Genomic DNA, 23,119 nt, shown 5'->3' with positions numbered 1-23,119 from the left:
ATGCAATTTGGGGAAGAAACAGGGACGCGGGGTTAAGTCTGGGAAGCAATACCGGGCAACAACCAGAGGCTGCCGCCCGTAGAGTGGAGGATTAAGAGATAAACCGGTTAATCACAGTGCGGAATCTTGCTTACTCGCCGTCGTCTTCCAGTTCTTCCATCACTTCCGGCGGAATTTCGCTGAACCAGGTGTCCAGTTTTTCCCGCAGTTTATCAACGCCAATTTTTTTCAGTGAAGAGAACGCTTCGACCTGAATATCACCCATGAAAGGAATAATGGCTTCGCGAACCATATTCAACTGGGCTTTACGCGCACCGGAAGCCAATTTATCGGCTTTGGTCAGTAACAGCATCACTGGCGTACCTACAGCAACGGCCCAGGTAATCATTTGCTGATCCAGATCTTTCAATGGATGGCGAATATCCATCAACACAACCAGCCCTTTCAGGCAGTTACGCTTCTGTAAATATTCACCCAGCGCGCGCTGCCATTTGATTTTCATTTCTTCAGGTACTTCTGCGTAACCGTAACCCGGTAAATCCACCAGACGGATACCATCGGTCACTTCAAACAGGTTGATCAACTGAGTACGTCCCGGCGTTTTACTGGTACGTGCCAGACTTTTTTGGTTGGTCAATGTGTTAAGCGCGCTGGACTTACCCGCATTGGAACGGCCCGCAAATGCGACCTCAATGCCTTCGTCGCGCGGAAGATGGCGAATATCCGGAGCACTGATGACGAAATGGGTCATATGATAGTTATAGTTTTTAATGGTCAAAATTTTTCGTCTCCGTAAGAGATAGCTAACATGGGGGGATTATAACTACATCGGCGGGAAAGCGGGGGGTTTATCTCGATTAACTCAGTATGCGAGAAAAATGGCTCTGGAACTTGATGTTTTGTAAGCGATTGCCCATTTTTTGCTGCGGCGATGTCTTATTTTTTAAGTATTGTTAAGAAATCTTGCTTTAAAAACAATCTATTATCAATACGGTGATAATTGAACCAGTCCGCATTGGTGTAAGTGTCTTGAGTAAAAACAACGGGCTAGTAAAGTTATCGCCGGTACTGGGATGTACCAAAAGGAAATTATCAGCGACTCGGGATGGGTTGTTGTCTCAGGGAATCGAAAGGAATCAGCAGAGATTAAGGACGATGACCCACGGATGAGTCAGGATGGTGACTTTCAAGTCGGCAAGGAAGAACGAGTAAATGCCAGGATCGGGCGGAGCAAAGGAAGGCTGCAAGGAGCGGTAAATTTTACGGACAGACCGACATGGAGTGTCGTGTAGTCAAGGGATAAACAGGGAAGTTGGATAAGCGCACGGATTGCGCTGTAAGGATATCCTTCCGCAGAAGGTGCGAAAAAAGGCGACAGGGCAACCTGCCGCCTTTTTTCTTTGTCTGCTTTCTGCTAGATTCCGCCGCAATCCTATACTAAATCCAATCCTATATTTATTTACCTAATTTAAGAGCACAGGTTATGAACCAGCCAACGAAAGCACCGCGCGGCAAAACCGCAACACCAAAGCGTAATAAAAAGACACGCGTAGAGCTTGATCTTGAAGCTCGCGAACGTAAACGTCAGAAAAGACACAGCGGTAATCGCTCAGGTGCGAGAACCAACGTAGAGGCCAACAACAAGAAAGGCCAGACTCAGGTTCAGGAAAAAGATCCGCGTATCGGCAGTAAAGTGCCTGTACCGCTGGTGGTTGAAGGCAAAGTTAAAGCTAAGCCTGCTGCGCCTAAGCCTGTAGCCAAACCACGTCTGACACCGGAAGAAGAGCTGGCTAAGCTGGAAAATGACGAACGCCTGGATGCATTACTGGATCGTCTGGATAATGACGAAGTATTGAGCAAAGAAGATCAGGCTTATGTCGATCTGACGTTGGATCGCATCGACGCATTGATGGAACAGCTGGGTATTGAACTTGGTGATGACGAAGATGATGAAAAGCCTGAAGAGAAGCAGGAAGATATCTTACAGTTACTGAAACGCGGTAATAAAGACGCATTCTAAGCTATGAATTGGGTGATCCCGACGATAACCCTACTACTTACATGTTATCTAGTGTGGTTATTGGGTAAACTATGGCGGCTGTCGCAGCGGAAATCCCGCCTGCGCAGCGCTTCCGCGGCCAGACAACGTAAACAATCGCCTTTTAACCGGCCCGGTAGAAAAAAATATCGGAAGGAATGAACAATGTCTGAGAACGCTGTTGTTTGGGATCTGGCCCTAATTCAAAAATATAACTATTCAGGTCCACGTTATACCTCATATCCCACCGCCCTTGAGTTTAGCGAATCTTATGATGATGCGGCTTATGAACGGGCGGTTGGCCGTTACCCTGAGCGACCGCTTTCGCTGTATGTCCACATCCCGTTTTGTCATAAGCTTTGCTACTTTTGCGGCTGTAATAAGCTGGTTACTCGCCAGCAGCATAAGGCTGATGAATATCTGGCGGTACTGGAAAAAGAAATTCGTCAGCGCGCAAGCTTATTCAAAGGGCGTCAGGTCAGTCAGATGCACTGGGGCGGCGGGACGCCAACCTATCTGAATAACACACAAATCACGCAGTTAATGAATTTGCTACGGGATAATTTTGATTTTTTACCCGAAGCGGAACAATCCATTGAAGTCGACCCGCGTGAAATTGAGCTAGACGTTATCGATCACCTGCGTGCCGAAGGCTTTAACCGCCTGAGCATGGGGGTGCAGGATTTCAATAAAGAAGTTCAGCGATTGGTCAACCGTGAACAGGACGAAGACTTTATCTTTGCGCTGATTGCTCGCGCTAAAGCGGTGGGATTCAAATCGACCAATATTGATTTGATCTATGGTTTACCGAAGCAGACGCCAGAAAGTTTTGCTTTCACGCTAAAACGGGTAGCAGAGCTTGGCCCAGATCGCTTGAGCGTGTTCAATTACGCTCATTTGCCTTCATTGTTCGCGGCTCAGCGAAAAATCAAAGATGAAGATTTGCCTAGCCCGGAACAGCGTCTGGACATTTTGCAGCACACGATCAGTTTCCTGACAGATTCAGGATATCAATTTATTGGTATGGATCACTTTGCTCGTCCGGATGATGAACTGGCGGTGGCGCAGCGGGAAGGGACATTACATCGAAATTTCCAGGGTTATACCACGCAAGGTGAAAGTGATCTGCTGGGGCTGGGCGTTTCGGCGATTAGCATGTTGGGCGATAGCTACGCGCAAAATGAAAAAGATCTGAAAACCTATTACGCAAAGGTTGAGGAACGAGGAAATGCGTTGTGGCGCGGGCTGGCGATGACCGAGGATGACTGCATTCGTCGTGACGTGATTAAAACGCTAATTTGTCATTTCCAGCTGAATTACGCACCGATTGAGCAACAGTATGGTATTCGTTTTGCTGATTACTTTGCCGAAGATTTGGCTTTGCTGGCGCAGTTTGAAGACGATGGGCTGGTGGAGCGAGACGAAACGGGCATTCGGGTGACATCTCGAGGTCGTTTACTGATTCGCAATATCTGTATGTGTTTTGATATTTATTTGCGAAAACAGGCACGTAAACAGCAATTCTCCCGCGTTATCTGATGATTAATCGCCCTCAGAGCTATAGCTGCGACTGAGGGCGTTATTTCTCGACTATTCCATTCCCAATTCTTTTAGCTTTCTGGTTAGAGTGTTACGTCCCCAGCCCAGTAACCGTGCGGCTTCTTGCTTATGTCCTTGAGTATGGCGCAAAGCGGTGGTGAGCAAAGTGCGCTCCATTTCTGGCTGTGCTTCCGATAACAAATCTTGATGACCAGAACGCAAAGCTCTGTCTGCCCATTGAGCCAGTAGTGTGGCCCAGCTATCCTGCTGTTTCTGGTCTTCGGCATTTGGCGAGACGGTTTCAAACAGCTCTCCCGGCAAATCCTGAATCAGTACTTCCTGTCCAGCTGCCATCACCGTTAGCCAACGACAGGTATTTTCCAACTGACGGACGTTACCCGGCCAGGGTAAACGAGTCAGGGCCGTTTCTGTATCCGGATGAAGATTTTTGGCTTCCACGCCCAATTCTTTGGCTGCAACTTGTAAGAAATAGCGCGCCAGACGAGGAATATCCTCCCGACGTTCTCGCAGCGGCGGTAAATGAACCCGAATCACGTTTAAGCGATGGAATAAATCATCGCGGAATTTCCCTTCCTGAACCCGCAACTCCAGATTTTGGTGAGTAGCTGCAATAATACGCACATCTACTTTCACTGGCGCATATCCGCCAACCCGATAGAACTGGCCGTCAGCTAGCACTCGCAGTAGGCGAGTTTGTACGTCCATCGGCATATCGCCGATTTCATCCAGAAATAAGGTGCCGCCGTCGGCCTGTTCAAATCGTCCCTGACGCACCTGATTTGCGCCGGTAAAAGCGCCTTTTTCGTGACCAAATAGCTCGGATTCAATCAAATCCTTCGGAATTGCCGCCATATTTAAGGCGATAAACGGCGCTTTTGCCCGTGGGCTATGGCGATGGAGAGCATGAGCGACTAATTCCTTGCCGGTTCCAGACTCACCATTAATCAAAACGCTAATGGATGAGCGGGAAAGGCGGCCAATAATGCGGAATACGTCCTGCATTGCCGGTGCCTCACCGATAATATCAGTCGTCGGCCCACTGGCAGGTTGGCTGCGCGGCGGTTGTTGCTGCTCCTGATAATGGCTGATAGCGCGTTCAACCAGCGCGACAGCCTCATCAATATCGAAAGGTTTTGGCAGATAATCGAAAGCACCTTGTTGATAGGCGCTGACCGCCGCATCCAAATCGGAATGCGCTGTCATTATGATGACCGGGAGCATCGGGTGGCGCTGTTTAATCTGCTTGAGCAGCGCTAAACCGTCCATTCCTGGCATACGAATATCTGATAACAACACATCCGGAGTTTGTGTAGCCAATGCATCCAACACGGCATGGCCGTTGTCGAAACTGACACAGTTTAAACCTGCTCCAGTCAGTGCGCGTTCAAGCACCCAGCGGATGGAGCTATCGTCATCGACGATCCAGACTATCCCTCGTTGCATGGAAACCTCACTGGCGAATAGGCAGGTAAACCGAAAATTCGGTGTGTCCCGGCCAACTGTTAAATTCAATCTTACCCGAATGCTGATCGATAAGGCTGCGTGCTATGGACAGGCCGAGGCCAGTTCCTCCCTCGCGGCCGCTGACCATAGGATAGAACAGAGTATCCTGAAGCTGCGCGGGTACACCGGGGCCGTTATCTTCTATATCAATTCGAGCGGCCAGACGGTAGCGAACGCCGTGAAGCGTTATCTGAAACGCCGTGCGGGTACGCAGAGTGATATTGCCGCCTTTTTCACCCAAGGCCTGTAAGGCGTTGCGGGTGATATTCAGTAATACCTGTTCAATTTGATCCGGATCGTGAGCCAATTCCGGCAGGCTGGGATCGTAATCACGAATCAGGGTGACATTATTCGGTTTTTCCAGTGATACCAACTGGCAAACCCGTTCAGCAACCTGATGAATACTTTGGTTGATATGCTGACCGGGACGTTGAGGGCCAAGCAGGCGATCCACCAGATTACGCAGACGATCGGCTTGTTCGATAATCACTTTGGTGTATTCCAGTAGCGATGGGTCAGGTAGAGCCTTCGCCAATAGCTGTGCTGCGCCGCGTAAGCCACCGAGCGGGTTTTTAATCTCGTGGGCTAATCCTCGTACCAGATCTCGCGCTGCCACCTGCTGAGCGTGCTGGAGTTGCTCCTGACTGAGGCGGCGCTGATTATCCATCGGCGCCATTTCCAGCAGAATAAAACCTTCGGGTAGCGATTGTGCCGTCAGCGATAAAATATGTGCTCGCCCATCGACTACCAGCGTCACTTCATTATCGGTAAAACCTTGCCCTGAGATCAGACTTTCCCGCATTAGCGGAATGTTGAGCGAAAAATAGCCTAATAAATCTGGCAGAGGTGTACCAAAAAGTTTACGGGAGCTTTGCGCCAGCAGTTGTTGAGCTGCGGGATTGGCGTAGTGAATAGCCAGGTCATCATCTAACAGCAGAATGCTGTTAATGAGAGAATTGAGTATCTGCCCAGCATCGGGCAGCGTGCCTGTTGCCATATAGCAGACTCCAACACCGGTTCAGTGCATTTATCCTGAAAAATCAGCGTAATTGCCGAGTCAGGTTACTATTAAAGAAAGATAAAGTGGAGAAAAAAGCCCATCCGAAGATGGGCTAAAAGTTTCCACGGCAACAAAAAAAGGCTACTTAAAATTAGACGCTGTAATACAGTTCGAACTCAACTGGGTGTGGAGTCATGCGCACACGATCCATTTCTTCCTGTTTCAATGCAATATAAGCATCGATGGAATCATCAGTGAATACACCACCACGGGTCAGGAACTCGCGGTCTGCATCCAGTGCAGCCAGTGCTTCGTCCAGAGAACCGGCAACGGTTGGGATCTCTTTCGCTTCTTCTGGCGGCAGGTCGTAAAGATTTTTATCCATAGCATCGCCAGGATGAATTTTGTTGATAATGCCGTCCAAACCAGCCATCAACTGGGCAGCAAACGCCAGATACGGGTTAGCCGCAGGATCTGGGAAGCGAACTTCAATACGACGACCTTTCGGGCTGGCAATCACTGGAATACGGATTGACGCAGAACGGTTACGGGCAGAGTAGGCCAGCATAACCGGAGCTTCATAGCCCGGAACCAAACGCTTGTAAGAGTTGGTGGTTGGGTTAGCGAAGGCGTTGATTGCTTTAGCGTGTTTGATGATACCGCCGATGTAGAACAGCGCCATTTCAGACAGGCCGCCGTATTTGTCGCCAGCAAACAGGTTAGTCCCGTTTTTCGCCAGTGACATATGGCAGTGCATACCAGAACCGTTATCGCCAACCAGTGGTTTAGGCATAAAGGTCGCGGTTTTGCCAAATGCGTGAGCCACGTTGTGCACCACGTATTTGTAAATCTGGATTTCGTCAGCTTTCTTGGTCATGGTATTGAAGCGGGTTGCCACTTCGTTCTGACCAGCGGTTGCCACTTCGTGGTGATGAGCTTCAACCACCAGACCCATTTCCTCCATGGTCAGGCACATGGTAGAACGCAGATCCTGAGCGGAATCGACCGGTGGCACCGGGAAGTAGCCGCCTTTCACGCCGGGACGGTGAGCTTTGTTACCGCCTTCGTATTTGGTACCAGAGTTCCACGCCGCTTCGATATCATCGATATGATAGTAAGCGCCAGAGATGTCGTTGCCAAAACGCACGTCATCAAACAGGAAGAACTCTGGCTCTGGCCCGAACAGTACGGTGTCAGCCAGACCGGAAGATTTTAGGAAGTCTTCAGCACGTTTAGAGATAGAGCGCGGATCGCGGTCATAACCCTGCATGGTACCTGGTTCCAGAATGTCACAACGGATAATCAGGGTAGAATCAGCGAAGAACGGGTCCATTACTGCGGTGCTGGCATCCGGCATCAATACCATGTCGGATTCGTTAATGCCTTTCCAGCCGCCAATCGAGGAGCCATCAAACATTTTGCCTTCTTCAAAGAAGTCAGCGTTGACTTGATGAGCCGGGATGGTGACATGCTGCTCTTTCCCTTTGGTATCGGTGAAACGTAAATCAATAAATTTCACTTCGTGCTCATGGATCATCGTCAAAACATGTTCAGCGGACATACTTATATCTCCCGGATTTGTCATAGTCGTCGTCGTGGAACGATTACCGTTATGTACTGAGGTTGTGGCTAGCTGCCATTTTTGTCTGGAAAAAGACTTTTTTAGCTTAAAAAGAGTATTGCGAAAACTGTGCCAACTTTTCAAACCACCCATTTATGCCATATCATGGGGGTCTGCTGATATTCAGTATGCACCAGGATAGTTATATTGCACTATTTTGGTGCTTCCTATGCGCCATTGGGCACCATATTGGTGCAAGAGTGCGCCGAAAGGCGATTTTTGCACCGTGAATAGGATCACAATCTAACCGATGTCAGGTTGTTTATAAGAGATGGTTGTGATCTTGTTTAGTCCCTCGCTTATTACGTGTACAATAGCGCGCTATTTCTAAATGCCTGAGGCAAAAAAGCTGTGATCGAGAATCTGCGTAACATCGCCATTATTGCGCACGTTGACCATGGGAAAACTACCCTGGTCGATAAGTTGCTGCAACAATCCGGTACTTTCGGCGAACGTACTGAAGCAACCGAACGTGTAATGGACTCCAATGACTTGGAGAAAGAGCGTGGTATAACCATCCTCGCAAAAAATACTGCCATTAATTGGAAAGACTACCGCATCAACATCGTGGATACCCCAGGACACGCCGATTTCGGTGGTGAGGTTGAGCGTGTGATGTCAATGGTTGACTCCGTGCTGCTGGTCGTCGACGCAATGGATGGCCCGATGCCGCAGACCCGTTTCGTGACCAAGAAAGCCTTTGCTCATGGTCTGAAACCAATCGTGGTTATCAACAAAGTTGACCGTCCGGGCGCGCGTCCTGACTGGGTTGTGGATCAGGTATTCGACCTGTTCGTAAACCTGGATGCGACTGACGAGCAGCTGGACTTCCCTATCATCTATGCATCTGCATTGATGGGTATTGCTGGTGAAGACCACAACGATATGGCGGAAGACATGACCCCGCTGTACCAAGCTATCGTTGATCATGTACCTGCGCCAAAAGTTGACCGTGACGGTCCACTGCAGATGCAAATCTCCCAGCTGGACTACAACAACTACGTTGGTGTTATCGGTATCGGCCGTATCAAACGTGGCGTTGTTAAGCCTAACCAGCAAGTGACCATTATCGATAGCGAAGGTAAAACTCGCAACGGTAAAGTCGGTAAAGTATTGGGCCACATGGGCCTGGAGCGTATCGAGACCAATCTGGCAGAAGCCGGTGACATCATCGCGATTACCGGCCTGGGCGAGTTGAACATCTCTGACACTATTTGTGATGTGAATGCTGTTGAAGCATTGCCAGCACTGTCTGTTGATGAACCAACCGTAACCATGTACTTCTGCGTTAACACCTCTCCATTCTGTGGTAAAGAAGGTAAGTATGTGACATCACGTCAGATTCTTGACCGTCTGAACAAAGAATTGATCCACAACGTGGCGCTGCGTGTTGAAGAAACTGAAGATGCTGATGCATTCCGCGTTTCAGGCCGTGGTGAACTTCACCTGTCGGTTCTGATCGAGAACATGCGTCGTGAAGGTTTCGAGCTGGCTGTATCTCGTCCTAAAGTTATCAACCGTATGATTGACGGTCGTAACCAAGAACCATTCGAAAACGTAACGCTGGATATCGAAGAGCAACACCAGGGCGCAGTAATGCAAGCCATGGGTGAGCGTAAAGGCGACGTGAAAGACATGGTTCCAGATGGCAAGGGGCGTATCCGTTTGGATTACTCCATCCCTAGCCGCGGCCTGATCGGTTTCCGTACTGAATTCATGACCATGACTTCTGGTACTGGTCTGCTGTACTCCACATTCAGTCACTACGATGATGTGCGTCCAGGCGAAATCGGTCAACGTCAGAACGGCGTACTGATCTCTAACGGTCAGGGTAAAGCTGTTGCGTTCGCACTGTACAAATTGCAGGATCGCGGCAAGCTGTTCATCGGTCACGGCACCGAAGTGTATGAAGGCCAGATCATCGGTATTCACTCACGCTCTAACGACCTGACTGTAAACTGCCTGACTGGTAAGCAATTGACCAACATGCGTGCCTCCGGTACTGATGAAGCAACCACTCTGGTTCCTTTCCTCAAGAAAACCCTGGAGCAAGCGCTGGAGTTCATCGATGACGACGAACTGGTTGAAGTAACCCCGCAATCTATCCGTATCCGTAAGCGTCATCTGACGGAAAACGATCGTAAGCGTGCTGGCCGTGGTAGCAAAGAAGGTTAATCCTTTTTAAGCTATAACAGACACTTAGGGCGCAATTGGCGCCCTGAGTTCTTTTTATACCCCACCGTATATTCAATTCTATCCTTTCCTTTTTCTTCCTCCGTCTGTTCAGCCTTCTTTTTTACCGTTACAGTGAACTCACCTTCAAATTTGGGAGAGCGCTATGCTGTATATCTTTGATCTGGGGAATGTGATTGTTGATATCGACTTCAAACGCGTTTTGGGTGTCTGGAGCAAACTGAGCAGTGTGCCCCTGGCAACTTTGACCGAACGTTTCACCATGGGTGATATTTTTCAGCAGCATGAGCGAGGTGAAATCAGCGACGAAGATTTTGCGCGCCGCTTTAGTGACGAAATGGGGCTTTCCCTGAGTTTTGAACAGTTTGCCACCGGTTGGCAGGCGATTTTTGTTGGTTTGCGCCCTGAAGTTATTGAGATAATGAAAAAGCTGCGCGAGCAAGGTCACAGAGTTGTGGTGCTCTCTAATACCAACCGTTTGCATTGCAATTATTGGCCGCAACATTATCCTGAGGTCGCTGCAGCGGCAGACTATATGTATTTGTCGCAGGATTTAGGGATGCGTAAACCGGATGCCGATATTTATCACCATGTTTTAAATAATGAAAACTACCCTCCGGAGCAGGCGGTGTTCTTTGACGATGTGGCTGCAAATATCGAAGCGGCGGAGGCCTTGGGTATTAATGCGGTTCATGTAACTGACAAAACCGTTATTCCAGCCTATTTTTCCTAATGAGATCACGGGTTAACGCATTAGGGTTAACCCTTTTCTGACTCACTCTTCGCTCTCAATCCCATTTTTGACCTCGAGGTGAATATGGCAGGATTTCCGCGCTTTCGTTTACCGTCGCCGTTAAAACCCAGCGCCAGCTTTGGGCGAATGCTCTTCAGACGCATAGATCACGATGGCTTAACTATGCTGGCTGGACATCTAGCCTATGTCTCATTACTGTCTTTAGTCCCGTTGATTACGGTGATTTTTGCGCTGTTTGCCGCATTTCCGATGTTTTCGGATATCAGTATTCAACTGAAGAATTTCGTTTTTGCTAACTTTATGCCATCTGCTGGCAATGTTATCCAAAACTATATTGAGCGGTTTGTCGCCAACTCTAACCGCATGACGGCCGTGGGTACCTGTGGCCTGATTGTCACCGCGCTGTTGCTGATTTACTCGGTGGATAGCGTGCTGAATACCATTTGGCGCAGCAAGAATAAGCGTTCTATCGTCTTTTCCTTCGCAGTGTATTGGATGGTGTTGACGCTGGGGCCGATTTTGGTCGGTGCCAGTATGGCGATCAGTTCGTATTTACTTTCATTGAACTGGCTGGCAACCACCGGAGTGAATAGTTTTATCGATCAGGTATTACGAATCTTTCCGTTAATACTGTCCTGGATTTCATTCTGGTTACTGTACAGCGTGGTGCCAACGGTACCGGTGCCGGTCAAAGATGCGCTGGTTGGCGCGCTGGTGGCGGCAGTTTTGTTCGAATTAGGAAAGAAGGGATTTACGCTGTATATCACGCTATTTCCTTCCTATCAGTTAATTTATGGTGTCTTGGCGGTCATACCCATTTTATTTTTATGGGTTTACTGGAGCTGGTGCATCGTATTGTTGGGAGCAGAAATCACCGTAACATTAGGTGAGCATCGATCATTACGAAAGCAGGAACCGGGTGACGAAACGCAAAATCAGGAGATGTAGGTTGTTATGATTGCTTTGATTCAACGAGCGCAAAGCGCCAGCGTGGATGTGGATGGCGTTACCGTTGGCACGATTGGCTCGGGATTATTGGTGTTACTGGGCGTTGAGCAAGGAGATACCGAACAAAAAGCGCAGCGTTTGTGTGAACGAGTGTTGGGCTACCGTATCTTTAGTGACGAAAACGACAAGATGAATCTCAACGTTCAGCAAGCTGGCGGTAGCCTGCTGGTGGTTTCCCAATTCACGCTGGTGGCGGATACCCAAAAAGGCATGAGGCCGAGTTTTTCGCGCGGTGCGGTTCCAGAAGAAGCCGACAGGCTTTATCAGTATTTTGTTGCTCAGTGTCGCGAGCGTGGTGTAAAAACTGAAACAGGACAATTTGCTGCGGACATGAAAGTCAGTCTGGTCAATGACGGCCCGGTGACTTTCTGGCTACAGGTTTAGGGTGGGGATATTCTGGCTCTGTTATTACTGAGGGTAGCGGAATACATTTTGTTGATGGATTTCTAAGAGAGATAGCTTCTATGTATCACCTACGCGTACCCATAACAGAACAAGAACTTAAAGATTATTATCAATTCCGTTGGGAAATGTTACGCAAACCACTGCATCAACCTGTTGGCTCCGAAAAGGATGCCTATGATGCAATGGCGCATCACCAAATGGTGGTGGACGAGCAGGGGAAACCCGTTGCCGTTGGTCGTTTATATATCAATGCTGATAATGAGGCTGCTATTCGGTTTTTAGCAGTGGATCCGGCTGTACAGGGCAAAGGATTAGGCACGCTGGTGGCGATGACGCTGGAATCCGTAGCGCGTCAGGAAGGGGTTAAGCGGGTAGTGTGTAGCGCCCGTGAAGATGCGGTGGAGTTCTTCGGCAAGCTGGGGTTTGTCAGTCAGGGAGAAATTACCGCGCCGCAAACCACGCCGGTACGTCACTTTTTGATGATTAAGCCGGTGGCGACCATGGATGATATCCTGCATCGCCCAGACTGGTGTGGTCAGCTACAGCAGGCTTGGTACGACCATATTCCGCTCAGTGAGAAAATGGGCGTGCGTATCAGCCAATACACCGGGCAGCGTTTTGTGACGACCATGCCCGAGGCTGGCAATCAAAATCCCCACCATACGCTGTTCGCCGGTAGTTTATTTTCACTGGCAACGCTGACTGGATGGGGTTTGATCTGGCTGTTACTGCGTGAACGCCAGCTCGGCGGTACCATTATTCTGGCCGATGCCCATATTCGCTACAGCGCGCCAGTGACCGGACGGCCAAGAGCCATTGCCGATTTAGGCTCGATCAGTGGCGATCTGGATCGTTTGGCGCGTGGACGTAGGGCGCGGGTGCAATTGGAAGTGAATTTATTTGGTGATGAAAATGCTGGAGCCGTATTTTCAGGCACTTATATGGTGTTGCCGGTAACGCCAGGGGACGCCGAAGCAGGTTAACCGCCGCTTATCCCCTCTTGCGCGAGGTTGCAGCAGATCACGGCTACAACCTCGTGCGACGTCGGTTAGTTGTTAGAATAGCAGTTAGAACCCGAATTATATTGCCTCAGGGCGTTGTCACGCCGTTCACTTCGCCAGCCTGCATCAGTTGGTCAACTTGTTGCCCGCCGTTCTCTATCGCCTTTAAAGAGCCGTTCAGCGAGCTTTTAAAGGGAATGCTCTGAGCCAGACTGCCTTTTAGCTGCACATTCAGATTTCCTTTGCCTTCGAACGGCAGTTTTGGCCACCCCCAATTGTGCAAGAAATTTACATCCACCGAACGCCCCGTCAGCGTTAGAGAGAATGGGCGCTCTGCGGATTGCCCGATTTCAGCTTGGGCTTCCAGTAAGCCTTCCGGTGTGAATGCGCTGAGATCGCTGAAGGTTATTCGCTGATCATTAGCGGTGAGAGCCAATGATGGGCGGCGCAAATCATTGCGGTTGAAGGTAGCATTACCTGCATTAAGCGTTAGTGAACCAGACCAAACTCCCCACTGGCTATTTTTTGCCAGTACCAGATCGCTGCCAAAACCGTCCAGCGCGGTGAGCTGGAATGGGAAATCAGGATTGATATCAATCAGCAGGTTACGGCTGGCGGATAGCTTATTGATCTGTACTGCTGCTAGCCAGCTCGGTAGTGGCTTTTGCCAGAGCTGCCGCCAGTTTTCCGGCAACGTATATTCTAGAGAAACAATCGCCAGCTCATTAAGCTGTAACTGATGATTGGCTCGGTTCCAGTTACCGGTAGCTCGGATCAGCCCGTTTTGCCAGCGGGTAGAAAATTGTTTAATCGCCGCACCGTTATCGGAAAGTTCCAGCGTCAGCATAGGGTCGATCAGATGGATATCACCCTTGATAATATCCCCCGCATTAAGCGCTAGCTCGCCGTCGGCGCTACGCCAATCACCTTTTTCAAACGCCACATTCTTTAGCGTGAGATCCAAATCGTTAAACGCCCAGTTATTGCCTTCGACTCGCGCATCGATCAAATCGAAACGTTTAACCGTGACCGGCGGCAGTTGCGTATAGCTATGCCACAGATCGTCCAGCGTCTTCGCGGTTTGCAGGCGCACATTACTGAGACGCAAATGCTCTACCTGCCAGCGGCCATCCTGCTCGCGACTCGCTTCACCGGTCAGTTCCCCTTGGGCGATATTGGCACCGAAGTTAGTGAGTTTAAGCGCCTGTTTGTTTTTTGTACCTTGTACAAAGACATTTTCGAAAGCATTCCCACCGATGGTTAGCTCATCGGCGCTAAGCTGAAATTGGTTGTTCTCACCCAAGCGATCGCCAGCTTTGGGTTGCCACGGAATAATACCGCCAGTGATATTCTTACCTTGAATGCTTGAACCGGGCGAAGCGGTATTTAGCGCCATATTTGCCAGCCGTAGCGTATCGGCCTGAATATTTAACGCTGGGGAAGGCGCGTCCAGATTTAGGCTGCCCTGTTGTAACAGTAGGCTGCGGAAGTGTCGTGGCTCGGTAATTTGACGCCAGCTGAGCCCAAAAACAACCTGCCCAGCGTTAAGAAAGACGGGCTTGTTGGTTTGCGAAATCATGACATCGCTGAAGGTAATCTGCCCCGGCTGAGACCAATCGTGATCGATTTTACCCAGAGATAGCTGATATTGGCTGCTATCGCTCACCCAGCGGCTGAGGTTTTTAGCTCCCCAACTGGTTTGCAACAGTAAATAAGCGATGGCTACCAGCAACATCAGGAGCAGTAACAGCGTCAGGAGTACTTTTCCGATAGTTTTCATCTGGTAAATCTCAGTCTGTTGGCGTGAAGTTATCTCCGTTTATGCCGCAATTCGACCCTGACCTCAATAGACAATCCTTTAATCAGGAATAAAAAATGGTCAATGCTGCAATAGCATCGACCATTTGGATTTATTTATGGGGGTCACTTCCAGGGAAGCTACTTTTCCTGCGGGAAGATCAGATTCAGCACGATAGCGGTGATGCCACCGGCGGCAATGCCCGAAGACAGCAAGGTTTTAATCCAATCAGGAGCAAACTGTAGAATCAGCGGTTGCTGAGCCACGCCCATACCTACCGCCAATGAAAGAGCCATAATCATAATCGCCCGACGATTTAGGGTTTCGCGAGAGACAATGCGTACGCCGGATGCGGCAATAGTGCCGAACATGACGATGGTCGCGCCGCCTAATACTGGCTCAGGGATATGCTGTACAAAACCGGCTACCGCAGGGAACAGGCCCAACAGAATCAGCATCAGAGCAACGACAAACCCCACGTAACGGCTGGCTACGCCGGTGAGCTGAATAACGCCGTTATTCTGACCGAAGCATGAATTTGGGAAGGTATTGAAGATGGCTGAAACCATTGAATTCAAACCGTTCGCCAATACGCCGCCTTTCAAACGCTTCATATATAGCGGGCCGCTGACCGGTTGTTCGGAAACGTCAGAAGTGGCAGTGATATCACCGATTGTTTCCAGTGAAGTCACCATAAAGATCAGCATCAGCGGAATCAATAGGTTCCAGTCAAAGGATAAACCGTAATAAAACGGCGTTGGAATGGTTATTAGAGCCGTTTCGGCAGCAGGTTGGCTGGCTGGCAGCATATCCATAGCCCAAGCCAACAGATAGCCAACGGCCATTGCTATGACTAATGAAGCAACGCGCAGGTACGGATTGCGCTGACGGTTTAGCAGGATAATAACGACCAACACCGCGCCGGCGAGTAATAAGTTTTTCGGTGAGCCAAAGGTATGATCGCTCATCGCGCCATATCCGCCACCAATGGATGTCAGGCCAACCTGAATCAGCGATAGGCCGATAATCATCACGACAATGCCGGAAACCAACGGCGTAATAATGCGACGAGCCAAATGCAAAACGCGAGATAGCAGGATCTCGGTGCAAGACGCGACCATTAGCGTACCAAACAGCGCGGCCATCATGGTCGGGATATCGGCACCGCCATTTTTCAACGCCAGCCCGCCCATAATCAGCGGAGAAACAAAGTTGAAACTGGTGCCCTGAATCGATAACAGACCAGAACCCACGGGTCCCCAGGTTTTTATTTGTAAAATAGAGGCGAGTCCTGACGCAAATAGGGACATACTAATAATTCGCTGGGTATCCTGCGCCGGTAAACCTAAAGCCTGGCAGATAAGCAGCGCGGGAGTGATCACCGCCACAAACATGGCTAATAAATGCTGACAAGCGGCAAATAGGGTTTGTGGCAACGGTGGACGATCTTCCAATCGGTAAATCAGTTCGCTGGGTGCATTAGTATGAGAGGCCGGCCGTGAGGTCTTTAGCTCGGCGGATTGCGTGGTCATGGGTTGGCATTCCAGAATCGGCAAAGGGGGCATTTTAATGATCCGCTTCACAAAAGCAATCGGTTGCGCTTCGATTTTTTCAAAATACGCATTTGTTGCCTGCTCGCATTTTTATCTCACCAAACTTGTAATTCTCAGCGTTTTTTTTTCTAATCCACCCTAACCTGCTTTGGCGTTTTTTAAGGATTCGGCTAACGTCATATTTTTATTAGATATTTTAATTACATGGAGTACCAGGATGTTTCATCTCGATACCTATGGCACGCTCGTAGCGGCCACACTGGTTCTGTTACTAGGGCGTAAACTCGTACAATCGGTTCCCTTCCTAACTAAATATACAATTCCCGAACCTGTTGCCGGTGGTTTGCTGGTAGCTCTGCTGTTATTGCTGGTGCAAAAAACTCTTGGCTGGGAAATCAGCTTTGATATGTCCCTCAAAGATCCGCTAATGCTGACTTTCTTTGCCACCATAGGCTTGAACGCGAATCTGGCCAGCCTGCGTGCCGGCGGGAAAGCGTTAAGCGTATTCGTTTTTGTGGTAGTCGGCCTGCTATTAATGCAGAACGCCATCGGTATCGCGTTAGCGAAGCTGATGGGGCTAGATCCTTTGATGGGCCTATTGGCGGGTTCTATCACGCTTTCCGGTGGTCACGGAACCGGTGCGGCGTGGAGTAAACTGTTCGTCGAGCGTTATGGTTTTGAAAATGCTACCGAAGTAGCAATGGCTTGTGCCACATTCGGCCTGGTTTTAGGTGGATTGATCGGCGGCCCTGTGGCCCGTTATCTGGTGAAGCATTCTTCTACGCCGGATGGAAAACCGGAAGATAGCGAGCTGCCATCTGCATTTGAAAAACCATCTACTGGCCGTCTGATTACGCCGTTGGTGATGGTCGAAACCATTGCGATGATTGCCATTTGTTTGATGGCAGGGCATCACATTGCAGCCTTGCTACAGGGCACAATGTTTGAATTACCGACCTTTGTTTGCGTGCTGTTTGTTGGCGTGATCCTTAGCAACGGTCTGGCTATGGTTGGCTTTTACAAGGTGTTTGACCGTGCGGTTTCCGTGCTGGGTAACGTCAGTTTGTCGCTGTTTTTGGCAATGGCGCTGATGAGCCTCAAACTTTGGGAGCTGGCTTCCCTGGCTTTACCAATGCTGGTTATTCTGGTGGTTCAGGCGTTGGCGATGGCGCTATACGCAATCTTTGTGACTTACCGAGTGATGGGTAAAAACTATGATGCGGCTGTGTTGGCTGCGGGTCACTGTGGTTTCGGCTTAGGCGCGACGCCGACGGCAATCGCTAATATGCAGGCGATTACCGATCGTTTCGGCCCTTCTCATTTGGCATTCTTGGTTGTGCCAATGGTTGGTGCTTTCTTCATCGATATCGTCAATGCGATTGTGATAAAACTTTATCTGTTGCTGCCAATATTCCCAGCAGTTGCGGGCTAAAGTCGGTGTTTAAAGGGAAAGCCGCAATGGCTTTCCCTTATAATATTTAAGCGTTGGTGTAGCGAGATCGCTCTGGCAGCCAACGTTCAATCAGCGCTTTTGCACTTTCAGGATATTGCTGTTGAAGGTGACGGGCAATGCGCTGAACCTCAGGCAACATAGCCTGATCTCTCATTAAATCAGCAACTTTGAACTCTGCACTACCGGTTTGCCGCGTACCTAATAATTCGCCGGGGCCGCGTATTTCCAAGTCTTTCTGCGCAATAACAAACCCATCGTTACTGTCTCGTAAAACCTGCAAGCGCATTTGAGCCGTTTTACTGAGCGGAGTTTTATACAGCAGCACACAGTGAGAGGCCACTGCACCGCGCCCGACCCGACCACGCAGCTGGTGCAACTGAGCTAAACCGAGGCGCTCCGGGTTATCAATAATCATCAGGCTGGCGTTAGGGACATCGACACCCACTTCAATCACCGTGGTTGCAACCAGCAGCTGCAATTCCCCTTGTTTGAATGATTGCATAACCGATTGTTTTTCCGCGGCTTTCATTCGGCCATGTACTAAACCGACTTTTATCTCCGGCAGGGCTGCTTTCAACTCCTCGCAGGTCACTTCCGCTGCTTGCGCTTCCAGTAATTCTGATTCTTCAATCAACGTGCAGACCCAATAAGCCTGACGGCCTTCTTCCAGACAGGCGTTTTTCACCCTGGCAATAATATCGCTGCGCCGGGTATCCGGAATGGCAACGGTAGTGACCGGCGTTCTTCCCGGAGGTAATTCATCAATAACCGAAGTATCTAAATCAGCATATGCGGTCATCGCCAATGTGCGAGGAATTGGGGTGGCGGTCATAATCAACTGATGAGGATGGAAACCTTGTTCCTCGCCTTTTTCCCATAACGCCAAACGCTGATGAACACCAAACCGATGTTGTTCATCAATAATAACCAGCGCCAGCCCTGAGAACTGCACCTGTTCCTGAAAGATAGCGTGAGTACCCACCACCATGGAAACCCGTCCACTGGCAACGGCTTCCTGCTGTGCCAGCCGCGCCTTGCCTTTCTGTTTACCAGCCAGCCAGCCGACTTCCAGCCCCAGTGGTTCGAACCACTGACGGAAGGTATTTGCGTGCTGTTCTGCTAATAATTCCGTCGGTGCCATCAGCGCGACCTGCTTGCCATGAGCGATAGCCCGCAGCGCCGCCAGAGCGGCAACCAGTGTTTTACCCGAGCCCACGTCACCCTGAATCAATCGCATCATGGGGAAAGGGTTAGTCAGATCTTGTTCAATTTCACCCACAACCCTTTGTTGAGCAGAGGTTGGTTTAAAGGGGAGATTAGCCAGAAAACGTTGTTTTAGCTGTTCTTCAGCGAGCAACGGCAAAGCCTTGTAGCTTTGTGCTCCCGCCCGTACAGCCAGCATACTGAGATTATGAGCCAGCAGTTCTTCCAATATTAATCGGCGCTGTGCCGGATGTTTCCCTTGCTCCAGATCGGTTAACTGAATATCTGCTGGTGGGCGATGCAGGGTATGAATAGCATCTGGCAAACTGATAAGCGTGCGGCTGAGTTCCTGCGGCAGTAACTCTGCGATAGCGCTGATATCAAGTAAGGCTAGTGCCTGATCGATGAGCTTACGCAGCGTTGCCTGACGAATACCTTCAGTCGTGGGATAAACTGGAGTCAGAGACTCTTGTAATTCAATACCCGTATTTTCTCCATGTACTCGATATTCCGGATGAATGATTTCCGGCCCGTGGTTGCCGCGCTTAGCTTCTCCATAGGCGATAACATGCTTGCCGGGGGACAGGCTGTTTTTCATCGCAGCGTTAAAATTGAAGAAGCGTAGGGTAAGAATACCGCTGCCGTCGCTTATCTGACAGGTCAGCATTCGACGGCGGCCAAAGCTAATATCAGAGCGCAGCACTTCGCCTTCCACGGTTGCAAAAATGCCAGGTAGCAGGTCACCGATACGATAAAGGCGGGTGCGGTCTTCGTAACGCAGAGGTAGATGGAGCAACAGATCCTGAATGGTTTCCAGCCCCATTTTCGCCAACTTGCCAGCCTGACTTGCGCCAACGCCGGAGAGTGTACTCAGGGGAACGGCATCGAGCAGGTGGCCTTTCATTTACGACTCCGTTGCTTGCATAGCAGACCACCATTGCGGCTCGGCAATAATCTGGCCATGCTCATCGATATGAGGAGGAGGCAGACCCTTGCGTTTGGCAACCTGTGCCAAAACCGGATAACCGCCTTCGAACAGCAGCCGTTGCTGCTCATCTTTATCCAACACGCTAGCTGCACGCTGATACATTCCGGCATTTTGCCGCTGTCGCTGAGCTTCGTACAGAATCAACGCAGAGGCAACGGAAACGTTTAGAGATTGCACCATCCCGATCATCGGAATAATGATATCGCGATCGGCCAGCGCTAAGGCCTCTTTTGAAATACCGGTTTTTTCCTGCCCCATCAGAATACAGGTTGGGCGAGTGTAATCAATTTCTCTGAAATCAACGGCGTTATCAGAAAGATGTGTCGCCAGAATCTGCATACCCTGGGTTTTGAAATGTTGGACCGCACCGCTAATTTCGGGATGTGTTTTAACCTGAACCCAACTATTGCTGCCAGCGGCAGCAGACAGCAGGGTATTCATTTCTGCGGTGGGCCAAATTGCATGGATTTGATGAATGCCTACGGCATCAGCGGTACGAATGATTGCGGAAACATTGTGGGGTTTATGTACTTGCTCCAGACAGACGGTTAAATCCGGCTGTCTGGTGGCAAGCATTTCACAAATCCGCGCATAGCGTTGGGGATTCATAGGCCTTAATTGCGGTTACGGCTGACTTTGACTACGTCCGGCATGATACGAATTTTACGCATAATATTCGCCAAATGGATACGATCTCGCGTTGTCAGGCGAATAAAGGCGCTGTAGATTCGGCCATCTTTCTCTTCGGTATTCATACTCTGAATGTTTGATTCAGCCGCATTAATAGCCGCAGTTAGGTTAGCCAGAGCGCCTTGCTGATTGAACATGTCGACTTTAATTTCGGCAATAAATTCTTGCTCGGTGACTTTATCCCATTCAACCGCCATGAATTTCTCTGGCTCTTTCTGATAGCCACGGATATTCCGACAGGATTCATGGTGAATCACCAAGCCTTTGCCTGGGCTAATATGCGCAATGATCGGGTCGCCCGGAATAGGTCTGCAACACTTAGCGAAGGTAATCAACACACCATCAGCGCCTTTAATTGGCAGTTTTCTGGTGCCTGACGCGGCGATATTAGCAGGGTCACCCAGTAGATTTTTCGCAACCACTACGCTCATGGCATTGCCTAAACCGATTTCAGCCAGCAGATCGTCTACCGATGCCAGTTTCATGCGATCCAGTTCGTGCTGGATATTTTCCGGAGAAATATCTGCCAACTTACGGCCATTGCCCAAAGCGTGATTCAGTAAACGTCGGCCAAGGCTAACGGACTCATCGCGTTTCAGGTTTTTCAGCAACTGACGAATTTTGGCCCTGGCTTTTGAACTCACAACAAAATTCAGCCATGCAGCGTTAGGGCGGGCTCCCGGAGCGGTAATAATCTCAACGGTTTGGCCGCTGCTAAGCGCCTGCGAAAGAGGGTAAGGCTGGCGGTCTACACGGGCACCGACGCAGGCATGGCCAATGTCGGTGTGTACCGCGTAGGCGAAGTCTACCGGCGTTGCGCCCGCCGGTAGTTCGACGATGCGACCTTCTGGGGTGAAAACGTAAATTTCATCGGGGAACAGATCGGATTTTACGCTTTCGATAAATTCAAATGAGCTGCCCGCGCTTTGCTGTAATTCCAGCAGGCTCTGCATCCAGCGCTGGGCGCGGATTTGAGCCGTGGTGCCGGATTCGCCCTGTTCTTTATAAGCCCAGTGTGCGGCAACACCCATTTCGGCCATTTGGTCCATATCTTCAGTACGAATTTGTACTTCGACAGGAACGCCGTGAGGGCCAATTAATGAGGTATGTAACGATTGATAACCGTTAGCTTTGGGAATGGCAATGTAGTCTTTTACTCTGCCGGGGCGCGGCTTGTACAGGCTATGAGCCTGGCCTAAAACCCGGTAACAGGTATCCACTTCTTTCACAATGACGCGAAAAGCATAGATATCCATAATGGAGTGAAAACGTTGCTCTTTAAGATTCATCTTGCAATAGATCGAATAGAGGTGTTTTTCACGTCCACTGACCCGGCAAGGTATACCCGCTTCGGTTAACCTACCCTCAATCTCCGACAGGATTTTTTGAATCATTTCCTTACGGTTACCGCGAGCGGCTTTTACCACTTCTTTGATGACGCGGTAGCGATTGGGATATAGCGCTTCAAAACCCAGCTCTTCAAGCTCGGTTTTCAAATGATGAATACCCAAACGATGGGCTAAAGGGCTATAAATTTCGAGGGTTTCACGAGCTATGCGGCGGCGTTTATCTGGGCGTAAAGAACCCAGAGTGCGCATATTGTGCGTGCGGTCTGCCAGTTTGATCAAAATGACGCGGATATCCTGCACCATCGCCATGATCATTTTGCGGAAGTTTTCCGCCTGGGCCTCTTTCTTGTCGCGGAAGGTTAATTTATCGAGTTTGGATACGCCCTCGACCAACTCAGCTACGCTTTTCCCGAACAGTTGCTCCATATCTTGATATGTCGCAGGCGTGTCTTCGATGACGTCATGCAATAACGCCGCCATCAGGGTTTCGTAGTCGAGTCGCATTTCCGCCAGGATACAGGCCACGGCAACCGGGTGAGTAATATAAGGCTCACCGCTGGAGCGTGTCTGACCCTCGTGAGCATCACGCGCAACAAGATATGCCTGTTTGAGGCGCTTAATCTGCTCCTCTGGCAGGTAACGTTGAATCAGCAGATTCAGGCTTTCAAACAGGTACAAGGCAGACTCACAGTCTAATTACTAATTAACGACGACCTTCGGCAATGGCAGTAACCGCTTGAATTTCTGCGGCTTCTTGCTCTTGCTGCTCTTGGCGTTCACGAACATCAAGGATCTGATTAGTGATCAGGCCTTCTTCGATTTCACGCAGTGCGATAACGGTAACTTTATCGTTTTCTTCTGGAACCAGTGCATCTTTACCGCCAGACTGGATTTGGCGCGCCCGACGAGCAGCGACCAACACCAGGTCAAAACGGTTACCAATTTTCTCTACAGCGTCTTGAACAGTTACGCGTGCCATAATTCTGCTACTCCACAGGTGAA

General features: G+C 49.7%; 18 protein-coding genes. 8 read left to right on the top strand and 10 right to left on the bottom strand.

The features are described 5' to 3' along the window. Positions 1–130: 130 nt before the first annotated feature. Entirely contained in the window at positions 131–778 is a 648-nt protein-coding gene (yihA, locus tag PL78_RS08215) for a ribosome biogenesis GTP-binding protein YihA/YsxC (protein ID WP_049601387.1), read from the bottom strand. Positions 779–1,483: 705 nt separating this feature from the next. Here yihA and yihI point away from each other — a divergent pair. Next, on the top strand, positions 1,484–2,020 hold the full coding sequence (gene yihI, locus PL78_RS08205; RefSeq protein ID WP_064514657.1) for a Der GTPase-activating protein YihI: 537 nt from the start codon (positions 1,484–1,486) through the stop codon (positions 2,018–2,020). Positions 2,021–2,203: 183 nt separating this feature from the next. Then, the gene (hemN, locus tag PL78_RS08200) at positions 2,204–3,577 is read left to right on the top strand and encodes an oxygen-independent coproporphyrinogen III oxidase (protein WP_064514655.1); all 1,374 of its coding nucleotides are present in this window, start codon (positions 2,204–2,206) and stop codon (positions 3,575–3,577) included. Between the two features lie 51 nt (positions 3,578–3,628). Here the strand turns inward: hemN and glnG are convergent, their stop codons facing one another. From glnG to glnA, 3 genes are all read right to left on the bottom strand, one after another. Continuing rightward, positions 3,629–5,041, bottom strand: coding sequence for a nitrogen regulation protein NR(I) (gene glnG, locus PL78_RS08195; protein WP_064514653.1), 1,413 nt, complete (start codon positions 5,039–5,041; stop codon positions 3,629–3,631). Between the two features lie 7 nt (positions 5,042–5,048). After that, the gene (glnL, locus tag PL78_RS08190; protein ID WP_064514651.1) at positions 5,049–6,098 is read right to left on the bottom strand and encodes a nitrogen regulation protein NR(II); all 1,050 of its coding nucleotides are present in this window, start codon (positions 6,096–6,098) and stop codon (positions 5,049–5,051) included. 154 nt (positions 6,099–6,252) lie between these two features. After that, positions 6,253–7,662, bottom strand: coding sequence for a glutamate--ammonia ligase (gene glnA / locus PL78_RS08185; RefSeq protein WP_049601400.1), 1,410 nt, complete (start codon positions 7,660–7,662; stop codon positions 6,253–6,255). A gap of 411 nt (positions 7,663–8,073) precedes the next feature. Between glnA and typA the strand changes: the two genes are divergently transcribed. The 5 genes from typA (at position 8,074) to fabY (ending at position 13,065) form a co-directional block, all read left to right on the top strand. Then, positions 8,074–9,897, top strand: a complete 1,824-nt coding sequence (typA, locus tag PL78_RS08180; RefSeq protein WP_049601403.1) for a ribosome-dependent GTPase TypA — start codon at positions 8,074–8,076, stop codon at positions 9,895–9,897. 163 nt (positions 9,898–10,060) lie between these two features. After that, positions 10,061–10,648, top strand: coding sequence for a glucose-1-phosphatase (gene yihX / locus PL78_RS08175; protein WP_064514648.1), 588 nt, complete (start codon positions 10,061–10,063; stop codon positions 10,646–10,648). Positions 10,649–10,732: 84 nt separating this feature from the next. Then, complete coding sequence (locus tag PL78_RS08170; RefSeq protein WP_064514646.1) at positions 10,733–11,617, top strand: virulence factor BrkB family protein; 885 nt, start codon at positions 10,733–10,735, stop codon at positions 11,615–11,617. 6 nt (positions 11,618–11,623) lie between these two features. Then, positions 11,624–12,061 carry a D-aminoacyl-tRNA deacylase gene (dtd, locus tag PL78_RS08165; RefSeq protein WP_064514644.1) on the top strand — a complete coding sequence of 146 codons (438 nt, stop codon included), beginning with the start codon at positions 11,624–11,626 and terminating at the stop codon, positions 12,059–12,061. A gap of 80 nt (positions 12,062–12,141) precedes the next feature. Beyond that, a complete protein-coding gene (fabY, locus tag PL78_RS08160; protein ID WP_049601414.1) occupies positions 12,142–13,065 on the top strand; it encodes a fatty acid biosynthesis protein FabY in 924 nt (307 codons plus the stop codon). 106 nt (positions 13,066–13,171) lie between these two features. Here fabY and PL78_RS08155 read toward each other — a convergent pair whose 3' ends face one another. Further along, positions 13,172–14,863 carry an AsmA family protein gene (locus PL78_RS08155; RefSeq protein ID WP_064514642.1) on the bottom strand — a complete coding sequence of 564 codons (1,692 nt, stop codon included), beginning with the start codon at positions 14,861–14,863 and terminating at the stop codon, positions 13,172–13,174. 158 nt (positions 14,864–15,021) lie between these two features. Further along, positions 15,022–16,413: a nucleobase:cation symporter-2 family protein gene (locus tag PL78_RS08150; protein ID WP_064514640.1), complete on the bottom strand. Its 1,392-nt coding sequence runs from the start codon at positions 16,411–16,413 to the stop codon at positions 15,022–15,024. Between the two features lie 238 nt (positions 16,414–16,651). Between PL78_RS08150 and gltS the strand changes: the two genes are divergently transcribed. Beyond that, the gene (gltS, locus tag PL78_RS08145; protein WP_064514638.1) at positions 16,652–17,866 is read left to right on the top strand and encodes a sodium/glutamate symporter; all 1,215 of its coding nucleotides are present in this window, start codon (positions 16,652–16,654) and stop codon (positions 17,864–17,866) included. A gap of 46 nt (positions 17,867–17,912) precedes the next feature. Here the strand turns inward: gltS and recG are convergent, their stop codons facing one another. From recG to rpoZ, 4 genes are read right to left on the bottom strand one after another with little or no spacing between them, the layout of a single operon-like run. Further along, on the bottom strand, positions 17,913–19,994 hold the full coding sequence (gene recG, locus PL78_RS08140; RefSeq protein WP_064514636.1) for an ATP-dependent DNA helicase RecG: 2,082 nt from the start codon (positions 19,992–19,994) through the stop codon (positions 17,913–17,915). Next, complete coding sequence (trmH, locus tag PL78_RS08135; protein WP_071889792.1) at positions 19,995–20,687, bottom strand: tRNA (guanosine(18)-2'-O)-methyltransferase TrmH; 693 nt, start codon at positions 20,685–20,687, stop codon at positions 19,995–19,997. Positions 20,688–20,692: 5 nt separating this feature from the next. Then, positions 20,693–22,795: a bifunctional GTP diphosphokinase/guanosine-3',5'-bis pyrophosphate 3'-pyrophosphohydrolase gene (spoT, locus tag PL78_RS08130; RefSeq protein WP_064514632.1), complete on the bottom strand. Its 2,103-nt coding sequence runs from the start codon at positions 22,793–22,795 to the stop codon at positions 20,693–20,695. Between the two features lie 25 nt (positions 22,796–22,820). Beyond that, positions 22,821–23,096 carry a DNA-directed RNA polymerase subunit omega gene (gene rpoZ, locus PL78_RS08125; RefSeq protein WP_004392061.1) on the bottom strand — a complete coding sequence of 92 codons (276 nt, stop codon included), beginning with the start codon at positions 23,094–23,096 and terminating at the stop codon, positions 22,821–22,823. Positions 23,097–23,119: the final 23 nt, after the last annotated feature.

Origin of the sequence: Yersinia entomophaga (assembly GCF_001656035.1) — a bacterium.
GTDB classification, from domain to species: Bacteria; Pseudomonadota; Gammaproteobacteria; order Enterobacterales; family Enterobacteriaceae; genus Yersinia; species Yersinia entomophaga.
The sequence above is the reverse complement of the archived record's forward strand: the minus strand, read 5'-3'. Positions and strand labels throughout refer to the sequence as shown.